At 66.7% G+C, this 17,372-nt stretch carries 17 protein-coding genes; 9 read left to right on the forward strand and 8 right to left on the reverse strand.

Annotated features, from left to right (window positions below; genetic code table 11):
• Positions 1–87 precede the first annotated feature (87 nt).
• The 3 genes from ACLMAL_RS31550 to ACLMAL_RS31560 are packed head-to-tail and all read left to right on the forward strand — an operon-like array spanning position 88 to position 2,709.
• Positions 88–729, forward strand: coding sequence for a DUF1989 domain-containing protein (locus ACLMAL_RS31550; protein WP_412002395.1), 642 nt, complete (start codon positions 88–90; stop codon positions 727–729).
• The gene (locus tag ACLMAL_RS31555) at positions 716–1,843 is read left to right on the forward strand and encodes an NADH:flavin oxidoreductase (protein ID WP_412002396.1); all 1,128 of its coding nucleotides are present in this window, start codon (positions 716–718) and stop codon (positions 1,841–1,843) included. Before ACLMAL_RS31550 ends, ACLMAL_RS31555 begins: the two co-directional genes overlap by 14 nt.
• Positions 1,840–2,709, forward strand: a complete 870-nt coding sequence (locus ACLMAL_RS31560; RefSeq protein ID WP_412002397.1) for a polysaccharide deacetylase family protein — start codon at positions 1,840–1,842, stop codon at positions 2,707–2,709. The genes ACLMAL_RS31555 and ACLMAL_RS31560 overlap by 4 nt, the downstream gene beginning before the upstream one ends.
• 19 nt (positions 2,710–2,728) lie before the next feature.
• Here ACLMAL_RS31560 and ACLMAL_RS31565 read toward each other — a convergent pair whose 3' ends face one another.
• Entirely contained in the window at positions 2,729–4,324 is a 1,596-nt protein-coding gene (locus tag ACLMAL_RS31565; RefSeq protein ID WP_412002398.1) for a PucR family transcriptional regulator, read from the reverse strand.
• Positions 4,325–4,430: 106 nt separating this feature from the next.
• Between ACLMAL_RS31565 and ACLMAL_RS31570 the strand changes: the two genes are divergently transcribed.
• From ACLMAL_RS31570 to ACLMAL_RS31580, 3 genes are all read left to right on the forward strand, one after another.
• The gene (locus ACLMAL_RS31570; protein ID WP_412002399.1) at positions 4,431–5,876 is read left to right on the forward strand and encodes a purine-cytosine permease family protein; all 1,446 of its coding nucleotides are present in this window, start codon (positions 4,431–4,433) and stop codon (positions 5,874–5,876) included.
• 55 nt (positions 5,877–5,931) lie between these two features.
• On the forward strand, positions 5,932–6,195 hold the full coding sequence (locus ACLMAL_RS31575; RefSeq protein WP_412002400.1) for a RidA family protein: 264 nt from the start codon (positions 5,932–5,934) through the stop codon (positions 6,193–6,195).
• A gap of 394 nt (positions 6,196–6,589) precedes the next feature.
• Complete coding sequence (locus ACLMAL_RS31580) at positions 6,590–7,327, forward strand: hypothetical protein (RefSeq protein WP_412002401.1); 738 nt, start codon at positions 6,590–6,592, stop codon at positions 7,325–7,327.
• A gap of 11 nt (positions 7,328–7,338) precedes the next feature.
• On the opposite strand, the gene ACLMAL_RS31585 is transcribed toward ACLMAL_RS31580, so the two are convergent.
• The 3 genes from ACLMAL_RS31585 to ACLMAL_RS31595 all read right to left on the reverse strand — a co-directional run bounded on the left by ACLMAL_RS31585 (position 7,339) and on the right by ACLMAL_RS31595 (position 8,890).
• Positions 7,339–7,527 (reverse strand): hypothetical protein, encoded by a 189-nt coding sequence (locus ACLMAL_RS31585; protein ID WP_412002402.1) that lies wholly within the window; start codon positions 7,525–7,527, stop codon positions 7,339–7,341.
• Positions 7,528–7,556: 29 nt separating this feature from the next.
• Entirely contained in the window at positions 7,557–7,922 is a 366-nt protein-coding gene (locus tag ACLMAL_RS31590; protein WP_412002403.1) for a darcynin family protein, read from the reverse strand.
• Positions 7,923–7,996: 74 nt separating this feature from the next.
• Positions 7,997–8,890, reverse strand: coding sequence for an NAD(P)H-binding protein (locus ACLMAL_RS31595; RefSeq protein ID WP_412002404.1), 894 nt, complete (start codon positions 8,888–8,890; stop codon positions 7,997–7,999).
• Positions 8,891–8,994: 104 nt separating this feature from the next.
• Here ACLMAL_RS31595 and ACLMAL_RS31600 point away from each other — a divergent pair, with 104 nt between their 5' ends.
• On the forward strand, positions 8,995–9,954 hold the full coding sequence (locus ACLMAL_RS31600) for a LysR family transcriptional regulator (protein WP_412002405.1): 960 nt from the start codon (positions 8,995–8,997) through the stop codon (positions 9,952–9,954).
• Between the two features lie 321 nt (positions 9,955–10,275).
• Here ACLMAL_RS31600 and ACLMAL_RS31605 read toward each other — a convergent pair whose 3' ends face one another.
• From ACLMAL_RS31605 to ACLMAL_RS31615, 3 genes are all read right to left on the reverse strand, one after another.
• On the reverse strand, positions 10,276–10,947 hold the full coding sequence (locus ACLMAL_RS31605) for an NAD(P)-dependent oxidoreductase (RefSeq protein WP_412002406.1): 672 nt from the start codon (positions 10,945–10,947) through the stop codon (positions 10,276–10,278).
• Between the two features lie 117 nt (positions 10,948–11,064).
• Positions 11,065–11,772, reverse strand: coding sequence for an SDR family NAD(P)-dependent oxidoreductase (locus ACLMAL_RS31610; RefSeq protein WP_412002407.1), 708 nt, complete (start codon positions 11,770–11,772; stop codon positions 11,065–11,067).
• Between the two features lie 8 nt (positions 11,773–11,780).
• Positions 11,781–12,422 (reverse strand): SgcJ/EcaC family oxidoreductase, encoded by a 642-nt coding sequence (locus tag ACLMAL_RS31615; protein ID WP_412002408.1) that lies wholly within the window; start codon positions 12,420–12,422, stop codon positions 11,781–11,783.
• 484 nt (positions 12,423–12,906) lie between these two features.
• Between ACLMAL_RS31615 and ACLMAL_RS31620 the strand changes: the two genes are divergently transcribed.
• Complete coding sequence (locus ACLMAL_RS31620) at positions 12,907–14,154, forward strand: hypothetical protein (RefSeq protein ID WP_412002409.1); 1,248 nt, start codon at positions 12,907–12,909, stop codon at positions 14,152–14,154.
• Between the two features lie 498 nt (positions 14,155–14,652).
• Here ACLMAL_RS31620 and ACLMAL_RS31625 read toward each other — a convergent pair whose 3' ends face one another.
• On the reverse strand, positions 14,653–15,621 hold the full coding sequence (locus ACLMAL_RS31625) for a serine/threonine-protein kinase (RefSeq protein ID WP_412002410.1): 969 nt from the start codon (positions 15,619–15,621) through the stop codon (positions 14,653–14,655).
• A 506-nt stretch (positions 15,622–16,127) separates the two neighbouring features.
• Between ACLMAL_RS31625 and ACLMAL_RS31630 the strand changes: the two genes are divergently transcribed.
• Positions 16,128–17,351 carry a transcriptional regulator gene (locus tag ACLMAL_RS31630; RefSeq protein ID WP_412002411.1) on the forward strand — a complete coding sequence of 408 codons (1,224 nt, stop codon included), beginning with the start codon at positions 16,128–16,130 and terminating at the stop codon, positions 17,349–17,351.
• The last annotated feature ends 21 nt before the right edge of the window (positions 17,352–17,372 follow it).

The following is a 17,372-nucleotide window of genomic DNA, read 5'->3' on the forward strand; positions in this document are numbered from 1 at the left end:
GGATATGTGTAAACATCTAGTCAATTGCCCAAATGATGTGTACATATCCATTCCCGTTGGCTGCCGCAGTTCTGTTGACTAACCAACATGACAGCGTTGAGCTACCCGGAGCCGGTAACCATTCCGGCCAGGCAGGCCCGGTCGGTCACCTTGCGTACCGGCCAGCGATTGCAGATCACCGACGTCGCCGGTGGCCAGGTGGGCGATGTGTTCGCCTACAACGTCGACGACATCACCGAACATCACAGCGCCTCGCACACCCGCACCCAGGTCAGCCGCTTGTTCCCCGAGCTGGGCGAATCCTTCGTGACCAACCGGCGACGCCCTATCCTCACCTATCTGGCCGACACCTCCCCGGGTCGGCACGACATGTTGATCGCCGCCTGCGATCCGGAACGGTATGCGGCATACGGGGATCCCAACCACGCCAGCTGCGCGGACAATCTGCGGCAAGCGATGGCCGACCTCGGCCACCCCGCGCTGCCGCTCATTCCGCAGCCGATCAACGTATTCATGCGCATCCCCGTCGCCGCGGACGGGGAGCTGTCCTGGCTCGAAGCCGCTACCGCGCCCGGGGATTCGATCATCTTCCGCGCAGAGATGGCCTGCATCGTCGTCGTCTCGTCCTGTCCGCAGGACCACAACGTCATAAACGGCGCCGGCCCAACCCCGCTGGCTCTGACCATCCTTCCCCCGACCACTGAGGAGAACACCGATGACCACCGCTGAACTCGAACTGGCCCATCCGGCGCTCGAGCCGTTCGGCCTCGACTCCCTGAAGCTGCGCAACCGGTTCGCCGTCGCGCCCATGACGCGTATATCCGCCGAACCGGACGGCACGCCGACCGCGCAGATGGCCGAGTACTACCGCGAGTATGCGACGGGTGGATTCGGCTTGATCATCACCGAGGGCATCTACCCGGACGCCACCCACAGCCAAGGCTATTTCAATCAGCCCGGCCTGGTCACCGACAGCCACATCGCCGGGTGGCGCGCGGTGGTGGACGCCGCGCACGGCGCCGGGACCCCGATCATCGCGCAGTTGATGCACGCCGGAGCGATCTCGCAGGGCAACGCCTACGGGTTCGAGACCATCGGACCGTCGACCGTTCAGCCGCGTGGGCAGATGATGGCCGATTACGGCGGCGTCGGCGGACCGTGGAACGCGCCCCGGGAAATGACGGCTCGCCATATCGACGACGTCATCGCCGGATACGCCGACGCCGCGGAGAAGGCCCGGGCGGCGGGTTTCGACGGCGTCGAGATCCACGCGGCCAACGGCTATCTGCTCGACCAATTCCTCACCGACTACACCAATCAGCGCACCGATGATTACGGCGGATCTGTGGAGAATCGGATCCGCCTTACCGCGCGCGTGCTGCAAGCCGTGCGTGACGCGCTCGGCGATCTCCCCGTCGGTGTGCGGCTGTCACAGACCAAGGTCAACGACTTCACCTACCGGTGGCCCGGTGCCGAGGCCGACGCGCGGGTCGTCTTCGCTGCCCTGGCCGACGCGACCTATCTGCACATCGCCAGCGAGGGCAGGAATTTCCTCGAGACCGCGCGCTTCCCCAGTGGCACGACCATCACTCAGCTGGCCCGCGAGGTGTCCGGCCGCCCGGTCATCGCCAATGGCGGCATGCATGCCCTCCCCCAGGCCGCCGATGTACTGACCGGCGGGCATGCCGATGTGCTGTCACTCGGTCAGGGTGCGCTGGCGAATCCGGATCTGCCGCGTCGGGTCGAGACCGGGGCAGAGCTCGCTCCGTTCAACCATGAGATGCTCCATCCCATGGCCACCCTGGACTGTGCCGCGGCATGGCGCGCACGAACCGACAAATGAGCGAGCACACCTGGACCCGTGGCGCGGCGGCCGTGGCGACGCTGACATTCGATGTCGATGCGGAGACGCCCATCCTCGCAGAAGGACGCCGCTTCGCCGATCACCCCATGGTGATGTCACACCAGTCGTACGGACCGGATGTCGGCGTGCCGCGGATCCTCGATCTGCTCGATGAGATGGTCGTTCCCGCAACGTTCTTCGTGCCCGGCTGGGTAGCCGAGCAGCGTCCTGGCCTGGCCCGCTCGATCGTCGATCGCGGGCACGAGGTTGCGCACCACTCTTACAGTCACCGTGCGCCCACCTCACTGCCGGCAGGAGCCGAACGCGCGGATTTCGTCCGCGCACTGGACGTTTTCGCTGCACAGGACATCGACATCGCCGGACATCGGGCGGCGATGTGGAGCGCCAGCCGCGAAACGATCGGCCTGGTGGCCGAATACGGTCTGGCCTACGACTCGTCGCTGATGGGTGACGACCGGCCGTACCTCGTCGACGGCACCCATGCGCCGGTGGTTGAGCTGCCGGTGCACTGGTCGCTGGACGACTGGGAGCAGTATGCGTATCTGCCCGAACCGCGTATCGGCGCGGTCATCGAATCGCCGGTCAAGGTCGAGGGAATGTGGCGCGCCGAACTCGACGGAATGCGGCACTACGGCTGCCTGTTCAACGTGTGCATGCACCCGTTCCTCACCGGGCGGCCGGGCCGGATGATGGCCCTGCGCCGCCTCATCGGGTACGCGCAGGAGTGCGGGGACGTGACCTTCGTCCGCTGCCGGGATGTGGCTGCCTGGGCCCGCGAGGACGCCAGGACGCCGCGTCGCGCACTGCCGAGCTACGACGTGGATCCGGCGGTGTACCCGAACTGACGTCGCGTCGGCCCGGTCATTACGTCGCCGCGTGCGATGCGGTGCCCGGGCCGACGGCCTCGGCGGCCAACGCCAGGAACAGGTCGACGGTGTCCTCGAGTCGGTTGACGTTTCGGCCGGTCAGCTCGGTGATCCGGGCCATGCGGTTGCGCAGGGTGTTGACGTGCACATGCAGGGCGGCGGCGGTCACGCCCCACTGGCCGTCGTTGGCCAGGAAGGTCCGCACGGTGTGTTCCAGTTCGGTGTGCGCGCTGGCGTCGTGCTCGCGGATGATGCCGAGCACCTGTTCGGAGAACCGTTGCAGCACCTGCTCGTCGAGCAGACCCAGCAGCATCCTGAAGTTCGCGACATCGGCGAAGGTGGCGGTGTCCGGGCCGTCCTGCGCGCGCAGCACCTGGCAGACTTCCCGAGCACGCACCAGCGGTTCCCGCAGTGCGCCGACACCGGCGGCGATCTCACCCAGCCCGATGACGATCCGTGAAGCGGCCACTCTTCTGCCGACTTCCACAGACAGCTCTCGGGCGAAACGCGTCAGCTCCTCCGTCGTACTCTCCCACGGGCACACGGCCACCGCGTCGCGGCTTCCCGCCACGGTGAACACCGGGATGCCGTGCGCGGCGAAGAACGCACCGGCAGCATCGGCGATATCGTCCAGCGGTGTGTCGAGGCCGCCAGGCGTGAGCACCGGTGCGAGCGCGAACACGCCCAGCGACCGGTCCGACGGCACACCGTACGCACGCAGCCGATGGCTCACCTCACCGCTGCGCCGCGGCCCGGACAGGACCATCTCCAGGAGCTCGGCCGCGAAACGCGCCTCGATGGCATGCACCGCTTGTTGTTTGGTCACCTCCAGGCTCAGGAATCGAGCGGCCTGGGCGAGCGCCTCCCGATCCGCCACGGCGAGTTTCGCGGCCGGTTCCAGGCAGTACAGCCCGGCGTCGATTTCTCCCATCGCGCCCTCGACGAGGTAGAGCGCCGACGGCCCGGAGCCCAGTAGATCCACCTCGATCGGTGGTGGCGTGCGGTTGAGCGCCGCAGCGGCGAGGCGAATCTGTTCATCGGTAGGTTCGCAGCCGATGCTGGCCAGGCAGCGCCCCTTGCGATCAATGACCAACAGCGGCAATTCCGTTTCGCCACGCAGGATTTCGAGCACGCCCGCAGCACCACTGCCGCGTGACAGGGCGGTCGCCAGGGCGTCGCCACGGTGCACGGTCGCGGTCAGTTCCGTCTGGAGGACCTCGTTCTGAATCCGGGCGGCGGCCCGGGTCAGCGCGGCGAACGGCACCCCGATGCACAGTTCGACCAGTGGCAGACCACGCGAGACGCACAGTGCAACAAGCCCTTCCGGTAGGTCCGGAGTCTGCGCCGTTAGCCCGAACACCAGCCCTGTCGCACCTGCCCGCGCGACAGCGTCGACGAAGCGCTCCGCCGAGACATGCGGTAGCCACAGACCGTTGGTCAACACCAGTTCGCCGGGCCGGACATATCGCGACGGGTCGGGAAGCTCGGTGGTGTGCAGCCAGCGGATCTCCGCCGCCAGGCGTTCGGTGAATTCCGGCGTCATGACACGCAGGCCCAGCGCGGGATCGGCGACAAGTCGGCTAATGGTCAACACATATCGAAATGTACACAGCAACCCGCAATCGATGGATGAATACACATCGACCTATCGCGCAGTGCGGTGCTGTTATGAGGTGAATCACAACCGAAAGAGGGAAGTCATGTCATCCCCCCAATTGCCTCGCACCACGAGCAATGCAAACACCACACCGGCCAGCGGTGACACCGGCGTCCGATTCGACGATCACGGTGTACTACCCATTCCCGACAGCAAACGCGACTGTTCCCCCTGGGAACTGTTCTGGATCTGGTGCGGTGCGAATATCGCGCCCATCAACTGGGTGCTCGGCGCGCTCGGAATCGCCCTCGGGCTCAGCCTGATCGAAACGCTGATCGTCATCTCGGTCGGAAATGTGTTCGGCTGCGCGGTATTCGGGCTGTTCAATGTCATCGGCCACCGCACCGCTGTCAATCAGATGGTGCTCGGACGCTCGGCGTTCGGCATCGCTGGAGCAGTGCTGCCCGCCCTTGTCCAGGGTCTGCTGACCATGGCGTGGGTGGGTGTGAACACCTGGGTCGTGCTCGATCTCGTGCTCGCGGTGCTCGAGGAGATCGGCATCCAGGGCGGCATGGAGCTGAAAGTTGTCGTCGCGACGGCCATCATGGTGATTCAACTCGCGCTCGCGCTGTACGGCTTCTATGCGATCCGGACGTTCGAGAAGTACACCGTCCCCCTCACCATCGCCGTCATGGTGGCGATGACCGTGGTCGCACTCGCCCGCACCCACCTGGACTGGACCGCCGCCGCGGCCCCGACTCCCGGCCAGAAGCTCACCGCGGTAACACAACTCATCACGGCCATCGGCGTCGGCTGGGGCCTGACCTGGATTCCCTACGCCGCGGACTACAGCCGATTCGCCCGGCCGACGCTGCGCGCCAGGACCGTGTTCTGGGCATCGGCGGCCGGAATGTACCTGCCCACAGTCTGGCTCGCTGCCCTCGGCGCCTGCCTGGCAAGCGCTGGTGGTGGCGCCGACCCGTCCACTCTTGTCGTGAGCACCTTCGGCGCGCTCGCCGTCCCGGTACTGGTGCTGATCATGCACGGCCCGATCGCCACCAACATCCTGAACCTGTACTCGTGCTCGCTGGCCGCGTTGACCGTCGGCATCCGCATTGCCCGCTGGAAGATCACTCTCTTCGCTGGTGCGGTGGCCTCCGCGGTACTGGCCGTGTTCATCAACTCGTCGAATTTCGCGCATGCATTCGACAACTGGATGGTGTCGATCCTGATGTGGATCAGCCCGTGGATGTCCATCCTGCTCGTCGACTATTTCGTGGTGCGCCGCCAGACCTTCTCGATCCCGGACCTCTACCGCGACGGCACGACGTCGATCTACGGGAAGTTCAATGCGCGCGGTCTGGTGAGCCTCGCGGCCGGATTGCTCGCCAGCTGGTCCTGGCAGTACGGCGTGGTCCCCGCTATGCAGGGGCCGGTGGCGAAAGCCTTGGGTAACACCGACTTCTCCTGGCTGTCCGGCAGCCTTGTCGCCGGCGGCATCTACGGCATCCTGTCCGCCCTGGCCTCCGCGCGCCGCACCAGCGCATGAATCGCGAGACAGATTCGGTGCCGCGACTCAGCCGGGTACGCGCCCAGGGCGGCGGATGCTCCAGACGATCTCGTCTTCACCTCCGGACAGGCGCCGATCGACGAGTGCGGCGCCACCGTCGGAAAGGTCCGACTTCGAGGCGCAAGCCCGGCGCGCCCTCGCTAATCTCGCCACGGTCCTGGCGAACGCGGGTTCCGGCATCGATCGCGTGGTCAAAGCCACGGTGTTCGTCACCGATATCGGCAAGCAGGACATCTTCGCCGGACTCCGGGCCGAACACTTCGCGCCGCCTTACCTCGCCGAATCCTTCGTTCGCTAACCGAGGTACAACCCGGGCGGTGGGCGAGCCTGCCGTGTTCTACCCCGGGACAGGCCATGGTGCTGTGCTGATCAGCAGCAATGACCCCGATCCGTTCAATGCCCTGCGGTTGCCGGCATGACGGATTCCGTCATGCCGACCGCGGCAAATGTCGATTTCCGGCGGGTGCCCGGCAGCAAGGGGTGCGGTGTGATCGGTCTCATCCGTTCCAAGAAGGAGTGCAAGATGCTGACTGTCCTACCCATCAGGTACGTCTCGGATGTGCAAGCGTGCTCCTGGAGCGGTTCGAACTCGACCCCACGAAGCACCGGGACGTCGGCTCGGGGCTCGTGCCGGCCCGGCCGGGCCCGGGGCGTCCCGTTCGCTGCCGACGGCGGTCGGATCGGCGTGGCGGATGCAACGGACGATCCTGTTCTGGTGGGCATTCGGAGTCGTCGTCCTCGCCGTCGTGTACGGCGCGATCGGCGACCAGATCGACGACTTCCTCGGCAAGGGCGAGCAGGTGGCCGACATGATGGAACAGCTGGGTGGCCGAACGACCAACATGATCGACGCCTACTTCGCCGCCATCTTCGGCGTAATGGCGATCGCGGTCGCCGGCTACGCCGTGCAGGCATTGCTACGGATGCGCGGTGAGGAGTCGGCAGGGCGGCTCGAACCCGTTCTCGCGATAGCGGTTTCGCGCCCGCGGTGGATGCTCGCGCATATCGGCCTGGTCACTGCGGGGATCGTGGCCCTGCAGGCGCTGACCGGGGCGGCGACGGGACTCGCGTTCGGTCTGGTTATCGGGGACGTGCCCGAACAGGTCGTGAGTCTCACCGGTGCGGCTCTTGTCTTCGTGCCCGCGATCCTCGTCGTCGCGGCGGCGACCGTACTCTTCTTCGGCGGCCTCCCCGCCTGGTCGACCGGACTCTCCTGGAGCGTCCTCGCACTCTGCCTGGTCTTCGGGCTGCTGGGACCGCCGCTCGGCCTGCCCCAGACCGTCCGCAACCTGTCGCCGTTCGCGCACGTCCCTGCGGTACCCGCCGCGGAGGTAACGGCCACTCCGCTGGTCTGGCTCGTAGTGATCGCCGTCGTCATCGGTGCGGTCGGAGTAGCGCTGTTCCGGCGACGGGACCTCACCGCCTCGTAGGGCCTCGCTGCTCATCCAGGCCTCGAGGACCAGCCACCCGCCGTGGTGCCCGACACCTCGAAGGGGTGCCTGGTCGCCCAGGCGGCGGTGAGGACGAGCTGGACGTGGGCTTTTGCCTGGCCGTGGTAGCGGCATCGGCGCAGGCCGTGGCCGTGGCCGTGGGTGAGCTCGTTGGCCGATGTCCTCCGGCCGGTTGACATCGGCCCAGTCGCGCGGGGCTCGCGGGGGTTCAGGTGGTGATGGCGGCGACCGGTTCGAGGCCGTAGGTTCGGGCGTAGCCGTTCTCGGTGCCGACGAGGAGGTCGATGACCTCGAAGTAGCGATCCCAGAACGGGGTTTCGCGCAGTGCGTCGATGAGGAGCTGGTAGGCGTGGTGGTCTTCTGCTTCCCATACCCAGACGTCGGTGATGCGTGCGGAGTAGAACTCCGTGTCGTAGAAGCGTGACCGTACGCCGGTGGTCTTGGCCTCGACGGCGGGCAGGACCTGGGTGGTGAAGGCGTCCACACGTTCCTGGACGGTCAGAGCGAGCCACTCGGGTGTGGTCTTGACGAGCATGAACGCGGTGACCAGTGGTTCGGTCTTTTCAGCGGGCATTAGATTGCCTCCAAAGGTGTACGTGGCCTTGATGCACTGGGCACCATGGGTTCCGGGCGAGCGGGTGGTGGGCCTCAGGAGCGGACAGCGGGCTCGAGGGTCTGGGCGCACCACTGCTCGAAGCTGGTGGGGGACGCGGTGTCCGGGGTGCGGGCGACTCCCGCGTCGAGGCCCTGGTCCTTGGCCCGCTTCATGTCGACGACACCCTGGACGAACGCCTCGTTGAGGCCGTAGCCGACGAGTGTGGTGTGCAGCTCGTCGAGTGGCTGGCGTTCGTAGCGGACGGGGCGGCCGAGCTGTTCGGTCATGATGCGGGCCAGGTCGTTGGGCGACAGGTCCTGCGGCCCGAGGACGGGGACGCTGTCGGTGCCGGTCCACGAGCGGTCCAGCAGCAGGTCGGCGGCGACGGCCGCGATGTCGGCGACAGCGACGAGGGGGGCTTTGCGGTCGGCGTCAACGACGTCGGTGAACACGCCCCTGTCGCGGATCGAGTCGGACTCCTCCAGGAGGTTCTCGAAGAAGGACGGGTTGGCCAGGGCCCGGTAGGCGACGCCGGTGCCGGCGATGAGGTCGTCCATGGCGAGGGAGGCGGTGACGAGGCCGGCGCGGTCGGCGACCGGGGTACCGCGGCCGAGCGCGGAGACCCCGACGACATGGCCGACGCCGTGGGCGGTGAGCGCCTGCACGGCGGGGCGGGTGAAGCCGCTGTAGCCGTCCTGCGGGGGCTGGGAGGCGTCCGGGGGGACGAGCCAGAAGACGGCGTCCGCGCCCTCGAAGGCCCGGTCGAGGACCCTGGCGTCTGCGTGCGAGCCGGTGATCACCTCGACGCGTCCGCGCGCCGCGTCCGGGAGCCGCGCGGGATCGCGCACGATCACCCGCAGTTCCTCACCTGCGGCGTGGGCGGACTCCAGGAGCTGGGAGAGCAGCGGACGGCCGATGTTCCCGGTAGGAGCCGTAATAACGATCATGAAAGCCTCGCAGGTCGTTGGATCGGTACACCCGTCATCCTGCGAAGAACCAAGCGTTGCCACAATGGGAACTTCAGCACTGAATCATTGACTGAAATGGAATTATGCTGGTGAACAGCCCGGATCCGGTCATCGACGCCAATCTCGCCATCGCGCTGGACGCCCTGCTGGCCGAGCACAGCGTCACCCGCGCCGCCGCCCGCCTGCACACGTCGCCCGCCGCAATGAGCCGCACCCTCGCCCGCCTGCGCCGCATCCTCCAAGACCCCCTCCTGGTCCGGGCCGGACAGACCATGGTCCCCACCCCGCGTGCCCAGGCCCTGCGCGACGAAGCCGCCGCAGTGGTACGCAGCCTCGGAGCACTACTCAGCCCCGGCACAGGCGTCGACCCCGCCGGCCTGAGCAGCACCTTCACTCTCCAGGCCGCCGACCTGGTCGGCGCGGCACTGGCCCCCCGACTGCTGCAACTGGCCCAGCAGGAGGCGCCGGGGGTCTCGTTCCGGCTCCTGGCCGAAGAGCTGGAGGCCGGATCTGCACTCCGCGACGGCCGGATCGATCTGGAGATCGGATCCATCGACCACGTAGATCCCGAAACCCAGGTCGAAGAACTGGTCAGTCTGCGCATGGTGGCGGCCGTCCGGCCCGGCCACCACCTCACCGAAGAACCCTTGACCCCGGCCCGGCTCGCTGCCGCCCAACACGTCGCGGTCAGCCGCCGTGGCCGGTTCACCGGCCCACTCGACACCGCGCTGGCCCAGCAGAACCTCCAACGGCGGGTCAGCGTCGTCCTCCCCAGCCACCTAGCCGCCATGACCCTCACCGCCCGCAGCGACATCGTCTGCCTCGTACCAGCCGCACTCCCCGGCGCCGACCCGTCGCCCCTCACCGACAACGCGACCTCCCTCGGACTGCACCTCCTCGACATCCCCCTGGCACTGCCGCCACTGACCATCGGAATGGCCTGGCACCCCCGACACACAGCCGACGGAGCCCACCACTGGCTCCGCAACGCCATCCGCCGGACCCTTCGCATGCCCAGGAGCCCGACCACATCATCTGACTGAGGCACCCGCAGATGCGAGACGGCTACTGGTGGGCTCGCGTAATCACCTGTCGCGGCTTGTCGGTGCTTTCCAACCAGACGGGTCCGGAGCCGGGGTGCGGTGGCGTAGCGGCTGCAGGTGGCTGCCGCATCCGTGGCGAGTTTGGTTGTGGTGACGTGGTGCACCCCTGTAATCGGCCTCGGCCGGCTCACCACCGAACTCACCCGAGGAGTTCACGCATTCGTGCAGGCTGCCAACGGCACAGAGGCCAAACGCCATCGCTGAAAGCGCGGGTCCGAGCCGGTGATGCCAGGATCAGGGCGGTGGGTAGATCAGCACCTCTCATCGACTCGCTGATCTGCAGACCGCCGTAGCGTTGCGGAGGACTCGCCCCGACGAGACCGAAACCGCAACGTGGTGGGTGTGTGGGTCGTCGACGGCATCGAGCAAGTAGGCGGCGAGGTCGGCGCGCGAGATCTGCGGACCGACCTTCGACGTGGCGCCCAACGAGACTCGGGGGATTGTGGCGCCGGGTTTGTCGGTGAGCCGGGTCGGGCGTACGGCGGTCCAGCGCAGCGCACTCTCGGTGAGGAATTGCTCCATCCGCGCCATGTCGGCGTAGGTATGGCACATAACCCGGCGCAGTGCGGCGGCCAGCACTCTGCTCGCCGGCCCGGTATCGGCCGAAACATCCAGTCCTGCAGAGGAGACGACGAGGAGTCGACCGCCGGGCGGCATGGCGGCGATGATCTCAGCGGTACTCGCGGAGTAGACGATGGTGGGGGCGCGGTCGGCGGCGCCGAGTGCGGAGATCACCGCATCGTGTCCGACGAGCAGTCCGTGCAGGGACCCCGGGATTGTCGGATTGGCGATGACCTCACGCAATCCCGGTGCGGGTGAGAAACTTCCGGGCCGCCGGACGATCGCGGTCACCCGATACCCGCAGGCAAGGGCCTGCTCGACGACGATCCGGCCGGTGCGCCCGCTCGCGCCGACCACGGCGATGCTGGTCATCAGCGGGCGGCGGGACGGGTTGCGGGTTGGAATTCACACCTCAGACACCGAGATCGGTCGCTGCGGGGGCTTGACATCTCCATTGAGATTCCTTCGGAGTCAGTGGTGGTGGGGAATTCAGTGCGCGAGGGCGGACAGTGCGACCCGGCGCGGCAGCAGGCACAGCACGGCAACGAACATCCGGTTGGTCCGGCTGGTGAAGGTGACCGGACCGGACGTGCCGGACAGAGCTTTCCGGGCAGCGTGCACGACCTGCTCGGGCGACTGGACCAGCCAGGACGGCACATCCTCGACGGCCTTCGCGCCGGTCGTCGTGACACCGGGGCACAGGGCAAGCACCTTCACGTCTCGCGATTTCTGTTCGTGCCACAGTGTTTCGGAGAAGGTGGTGACGAAAGCTTTCGATGCGCTGTAGACGCTCATGCCCGGCTTCGGGGTGTGTCCGAGGGTCGAGGAGACATTCACCAGCGTGCTGCCGGGCGCCGCGTCGGCGAGGAAGGCGTGGGCCAGCACTACTACTGCTCGGCAGTTGAGATCCAGTATGGTCAGCGCTGATTCGAGGGGAATGTCGGCGAAGCTGCCATGCGTGGCGGTGCCCGCGTTGTTCACCAGCAGTGTGTATTCGCCGGCACGTAGTGCCGCCGCGACGACCCGCAGCCCGTCCTCGGTCGTGAGGTCCGCGACCAGGTAGTCGTGTCCGTCGCCGAGTTCGGTCATCAGCTCCTCGAGCGCATCGTTCCCGCGCGCCACGGCCGTCACCGAGTACCCGGCGGCGGCCAGCGTGGTCGCGAATGCCCGCCCGATGCCTGCGCTTGCGCCGGTCACCAGCGCTTTCACTGCTCGGCCAGCGGCTTGGTCGCCGGGTCGAAGAGGAAGGAAACACGTTCCATCACCGGGTTGCGCTGGGTGTTCTGGAACGCCGCGATCCGCCATCGACCATCCTGTTCACGCACCAACGTGTAGGTCTGGGTCTTGGACAACTCGGCGGGTTTGTCGTCGGAGTATCGGTCGCCCCGGCTGGTGACGATGGCGACGGTGCCGCCGTAGAACCGGGCGTCGAGGTAGGAGTCCGCGAGCTTGGTGCCCTTCAGGAAACCGTCGAACAGTGCGCGGTGCGCCTCTGTCAGATCGCCGCGACCCTGGTAGTGGGTGCCGAGAAAGGTTGTGTAGGTGGCGTTCTCGGTGAAGGTTGCGCCGTAGGCGTCGGCGTCGTTGCGGCCCCAGGCCGCGGTCATCGTGCTCAGCGTGGTGCAGACCGCCCGCAGGTCGGTGTCGGAGCCGCCGTCGGGGACGACGCTGGTGCACTCGGCGACGCCGGTGTTGTGCACCTCGGAGGTGCGGTCCAGCCAAAGGTAGCCACCCGCGGCGATCACCCCGAGCGTGAGGGTGGTGGCGCCCAGTGTTCGCACGATGGTGCGGCGCCGGGACTTGGCCGGGACTGTTGGGGTGGCCGGGTTGGTGTCGATGGTGGTCATAGCGTGAGCCTCTCGCATATTCTTCTGCCTAGAAGATGTATCTTCAGTGAAGATGTTTCTTCGTTGCAGCAGAGATTACGAGAACGTCCGCCCCTTGTCAACACCTCGACATGGAGGCGATCCAGGTACGACTTTCCGCCGGTATCCGAATTCCGTTGTGCTGCATGCCCGAGCGGACGCCAAAGCCCTCGACCTCGGCGCGACCGACCTCTATGCGCTCAACATCCTCGAGCTGCGGATGAGGCGGGCCGCGGCAGCCTCGACAACGTCGGGCCCGGATCCCGGGCTGTTATTCGCGAAGGACATGGGACACACCGTGACCCATCGATGTGCAGCGTGGCGACCGTTGAGTTCCGGTGAGCCGAACTCGACCACAGGTCGCCCACCGCGCAGTCGACGAAGTCGTTCCTGATTTCCGCAACGAGGCACCTCGTGGTTGAACCAGCAAACCTGCTCGGATTGAACTCGGGATTAGGGTCGGCGTGTGATCTCCTTTCGGACCATCTTGGGGACGATGTATGTCGCCGTCGCGGCTCTGCTCACGCTGCTGATCCTCGTCCCGCAGGTTCGGCTGTATCGAGATGAGCAGCCACGCACCGATGTTGTCGCCCAATTACGTTTTCTCCGTGCGAAATTGGGATCGGGGGCCGGGGAGGAGATGCAGGGTATGTTCCCCGAGGGGTACTTCTTTTCGCACGCCCTGTACGGATTGGCGTGGACTGACGTCGCGCGCGGCGACCCAACGTATCGGGACGCGGCGCTGCGGGAGGCGCGCTGGGCGCTACAGCGTTTGGGATCCCCTTCGGGGCGAGCGGTTTTCGATGCGCGACTGCGCCCGGCATACGGAGTCTTCTACGTCGGATGGTCCAGCCGGTTGCGCGGAGCCGTGATCGAACTCGCCGGTGCCGACGCACCGGAGACGGCGCAATTCACCGCCGATTGCGAGGCACTCGCGGCAGCGTTCGATACCGACGGGCCGTTCCTTGCCGCGTATCCGGGCCAGGCCTGGCCCGTCGACAATGTGGTGGCTGTGGCCGCGCTGAGGTTGCACGACCGCATCGTCGGTTCGCGTTTCGAGCCGGTGATCGCCCAATGGCTCACCTCGGCTCGCGCGCACCTGGACCCAGCCACTGGTCTACTACCGCACCAAACCACACCCGTGAAGGAAAGTGCGCGCGGCTCGTCACAAGCAATGATCCAGCGGTTCCTGCCCGAGATAGATGCCCCGTGGGCCAGACAGCAGTACAGCGCATTCCGCCGATTATTCGTCGATACCCCGCTCGGCCTGCCAGGAGTACGCGAGTATCCGCACGGCCGCAACGGCGCAGGCGATGTGGATTCTGGGCCACTCATTCTCGGTGTCAGCGTCGCGGCCACGGTGGTCACCATCGGCGCGGCCCGAGTGCACGGCGATCAATCCCTCGCCGGTCCGATCACCAGCCTCGGCGAAAGCCTCGGCGTACCAGTCACTCTCGGCAACTCCAAACGCTACGCCTTCGGCGCCCTCCCCATCGGCGATGCCTTCCTGGCCTGGTCCTTCCCCGCACCGCTCGCCACCACCGCGACATCATTTCCACCCGTGGTCCCTTGGTGGTGGCGGATACCCTGGCACGCGCTCGCGCTAACGCTCCTCACCCTGCTCTGGTTCCCGATAGTCCGCGAACTCGTTCAACGACGGCGCACGGGTCAGCGCATCATCCCGGCCATCCCACCATGTGCTTCCACCGAGTGACAACGCAATAGGTTGCATACGTGGCTCTTTCACCAAATGGCAAGGCAACCCAGCAGCATCGCCCTGAGACCCATCGAGCACCCCGCTGCCTGAGCGCGACCTGATCATCGCCCGCCGCGAACATGCGCCGGTCGCCCGCATGTGCACAGTCTCGGCGATAATCCGCGCACCCTCGGTATCGGTCGACCGGAGGTCGGCGGCCCGAGCGGCGAAATTGACAGACGCGCCAGATTTGGGTTCTGATGCGCTGCACCCACCTCCCCTGCACCCGCTTTCGCGCTGTCCGTTCCGCGCGAACGTGGCGAGCGCTCCCGCTGGCGAGCTGCGGTTCGCCAAGTAAGTCCGGGCGCGCTGAGCCTCTCCGCCTTGGTGGCGGGGCGTCGCAGCACGGGCAGCTTCGTTGTGGAATATGCCGGAGCAGCGGCCAGTGCGCTGTCGAGGCCCGCAGTTCTGGCAGTGCGCCTACCAGGTTGGGCTAGCTCGACGGCGGTTCTCCGGTCACGTGCCGGAACCCACCCGTGCATCATTTGTCTCCCCTTGTTTCCGTCTGAATGTGATATTCAGCAGAGGCGATCTGGTGAATGCCCCATTGAGACGGTTCAGTAAGGGAAGGCGGGGGCGTGGATCGATGTCGTGGAGTGCCTCGGTGAGCAAGCGGATGGGTTCGCTGCAGCCGGCGTAGCGCGCATCAGGGTCTTTTGCGAGGGACCGGTGCAGGATCGCATCGACCTCGGGCGGCATCCAGCGTTGGCGCTTGGAGATTTCGGGAGGTGGGTCGTGTAGTTGAGCCTCTGCGGTGGCCATGAGGTTCGCACGGGGGAACGGCGGGCGGCCGGTGAGCAGCTCGATGGCCGAGCAGGCCAGTGCATACTGGTCCGTCGCGGGGGACACAGTGCCCGCCCGCAGCAGTTCCGGCGCGGCATACGGTACCGATACGACCACGAAACCGTTGCTGGCCAAGGGGGGCTCGGGCCGGTGCAGCCACCGGGCCTGATCGAAGTCCGAGATCTTCACCCTCGCGGGCTCGTCCACGCCGACCAACACGTTCGCCGGCTTGATGTCGAGATGGACCGTCTCGTTGCCGTGCGCGAAATCCAATCCTGCCGCGACATGGGAGAGCACGTGCAGCACGCGCCGCAGATCAGGCTGTTGGTGCGGCATCCGCACCAACAGCGACGCCGTCGCGCCTGCCACGTACTCTCGCGCCGACCAGAGCCTGCCGTCGGATTCACCGTGTGTGTACAGTCGCACGATGTTGGGGTGCCGCAGCACGGACAAGATGTCGAACTCGTGCACAAATCGCGCACGCGCCTCGGGTGACCGGCTGTCGTCCCGCCCCAGAATCTTCAGTGATACGGGTCGTGATCGTTCCGGATCCTCGGCCAGGTACACCTCACTGCTGCCGCCATGGCCAAGCCTGGCCTTCACAACGAATCCCGCAAACTGGTCACCTGGCTCGAGTGCCACCGCCTCACCATAGTTGGCCGACGTCCGCCTTCGACAGGAGCTACCACCCTCTCTGTTGGGAAGGCAGCGCCGGGTCCCGATGCGTCCGGGAGTGGAGTCGACACCAAGTCGGTTGTACGCAAAAGGGAAAGGACGTGCGCGATGGCGTGCACTGCGTCATCGTGTCGTCGCCGATGAACGACGGCAACGACGGTGGCCCGCTCGACACCGATAGCCATCGCTGATCCGCACGCCAAGGCCGTCGCCTCCAGGCTGGGCCCGTAGCGGGCGGCTCGAGTTCCGATGGATGGACTCCACTCGCTGGTGGCCTGGGGCCGTCCCGAACGCCGACGATCGCCATCAACCTCGTCGCTCGACCCCCCAATGGTGTTCTATATAGGTAACTTTCGCCGCACCACCGATCATCAGCAGACAGCCTGTTGCGCATCGAACTCTCCCGTATCCGCAATGCATACGCCATGATGAGAGAGCGAATGTGAGCTCTCAATCGACGGCGGGGTTTCGAGGTGGCACTGTTGCGCACTCTCACCCAGCAGCGGGCAGAACTGGAAAAGGAATGGACCCGCTGGGCGACGGCGCCGACCGCGGCGGCGGCTGACATCTCCGCGGAAACCAGCCTGCTCCGCGCTGAAGTCGCGCAATCCTGGCAGCGCTCGTTACATACCGTCGACCCGGGCCGCACAGGCGCGCCCGGCCTCGACGATGTCGGCGACCGCTGGTCGAAATCCGCCTTGCGCGCACCGATCACCGAACTGTCAGGCCAACTGCGCAGCATCACCGAGGAAGCGGGCTACGTTGCGGCGGTCACCGACGAATCGTGCACCGTCCTGTGGTCCTGCGGTGACCGCACGGTCCGGCGGCAAGCCGAACAGGTGAACTTTGCCCCCGGCGGTCGCTGGGACGAAAGCTATATGGGCACCAACGGTTTATCGCTCGCCCTCCACCACGACCGCCCCACCGCCGTGTTCTCGGCCGAACACCTGGTCGCCGCGCTGCACGGCTGGGTCTGTTACGCCGCGCCGATCCACGCGCCCGACGGCAGACAGGTCGGCGCGCTCGACCTCGCGAGCTCGTGGAGCCGCTCGCATCCTGCGGTCATGACCTCGGTGCGTGCCCTCGTCACCGCCGTGGAGACCATGCTGCGCGCGACCGCGCCCACCCCGACACCGGGTGTTCGTCTCGAATGCCTCGGCGCCGCAAAGCTTTTACGCGAGGGCAGACCGGTCCCGCTACCGCCACGCCAACTGGAAATCCTGGCTCTGCTCGCACTGGAGCCCGACGGTTTCACCCCCGAGCAACTGCACGCGGCGGTCTACGGCGACCGCCAGGTCTCCGCCAACACGCTCAAAGCCGATGTCTCGCACCTGCGCCGGACCACCGGTGGCGAGATCACCAATCGCAGATACATGCTCACCGGCGCGGTGTCCTGCGACGCGGTCGAGCTGCTCGCCGCCATCGCGGCGGGGGATGCCCCCTCGGTGCTGTGGCTCTATCGCGGACCGCTGCTGCCCGGCTCGGACACACCGGGCGTGGTGGAGTGGCGCAGGTATCTGGACGTAGGTGTGCGCACCGTGGTGCTGGCCAGCGATCGCGCCGAGCATGCGGTGGCGCTCGGAGAACGCGTCCCCGACGACATCGAAGTGCACGAGCACGCGCTGCGGCTGCTGTCTGCCGACGACGTACGGCGTGCCGTGGTTGCCGCGCGCCTTCACACCGCATTGCACACCTAGCGTCCGCGGTTCGACGCCACC

This window comes from Nocardia sp. CWNU-33 (assembly GCF_046764895.1).
Taxonomy (GTDB): Bacteria; Actinomycetota; Actinomycetes; order Mycobacteriales; family Mycobacteriaceae; genus Nocardia.

Excerpts from the sequence above, each read along its gene's own strand:
- ACLMAL_RS31550 (WP_412002395.1), top strand. The coding sequence starts at position 88 with ATGACAGCGTTGAGCTACCCGGAGCCGGTAACCATTCCGGCCAGGCAG.
- ACLMAL_RS31555 (WP_412002396.1), top strand. The coding sequence starts at position 716 with ATGACCACCGCTGAACTCGAACTGGCCCATCCGGCGCTCGAGCCGTTC.
- ACLMAL_RS31560 (WP_412002397.1), top strand. The coding sequence starts at position 1,840 with ATGAGCGAGCACACCTGGACCCGTGGCGCGGCGGCCGTGGCGACGCTG.
- ACLMAL_RS31570 (WP_412002399.1), top strand. The coding sequence starts at position 4,431 with ATGTCATCCCCCCAATTGCCTCGCACCACGAGCAATGCAAACACCACA.
- ACLMAL_RS31575 (WP_412002400.1), top strand. The coding sequence starts at position 5,932 with ATGCTCCAGACGATCTCGTCTTCACCTCCGGACAGGCGCCGATCGACG.
- ACLMAL_RS31580 (WP_412002401.1), top strand. The coding sequence starts at position 6,590 with ATGCAACGGACGATCCTGTTCTGGTGGGCATTCGGAGTCGTCGTCCTC.
- ACLMAL_RS31585 (WP_412002402.1), bottom strand. The coding sequence starts at position 7,527 with ATGTCAACCGGCCGGAGGACATCGGCCAACGAGCTCACCCACGGCCAC.
- ACLMAL_RS31590 (WP_412002403.1), bottom strand. The coding sequence starts at position 7,922 with ATGCCCGCTGAAAAGACCGAACCACTGGTCACCGCGTTCATGCTCGTC.
- ACLMAL_RS31595 (WP_412002404.1), bottom strand. The coding sequence starts at position 8,890 with ATGATCGTTATTACGGCTCCTACCGGGAACATCGGCCGTCCGCTGCTC.
- ACLMAL_RS31600 (WP_412002405.1), top strand. The coding sequence starts at position 8,995 with ATGCTGGTGAACAGCCCGGATCCGGTCATCGACGCCAATCTCGCCATC.
- ACLMAL_RS31605 (WP_412002406.1), bottom strand. The coding sequence starts at position 10,947 with ATGACCAGCATCGCCGTGGTCGGCGCGAGCGGGCGCACCGGCCGGATC.
- ACLMAL_RS31615 (WP_412002408.1), bottom strand. The coding sequence starts at position 12,422 with ATGACCACCATCGACACCAACCCGGCCACCCCAACAGTCCCGGCCAAG.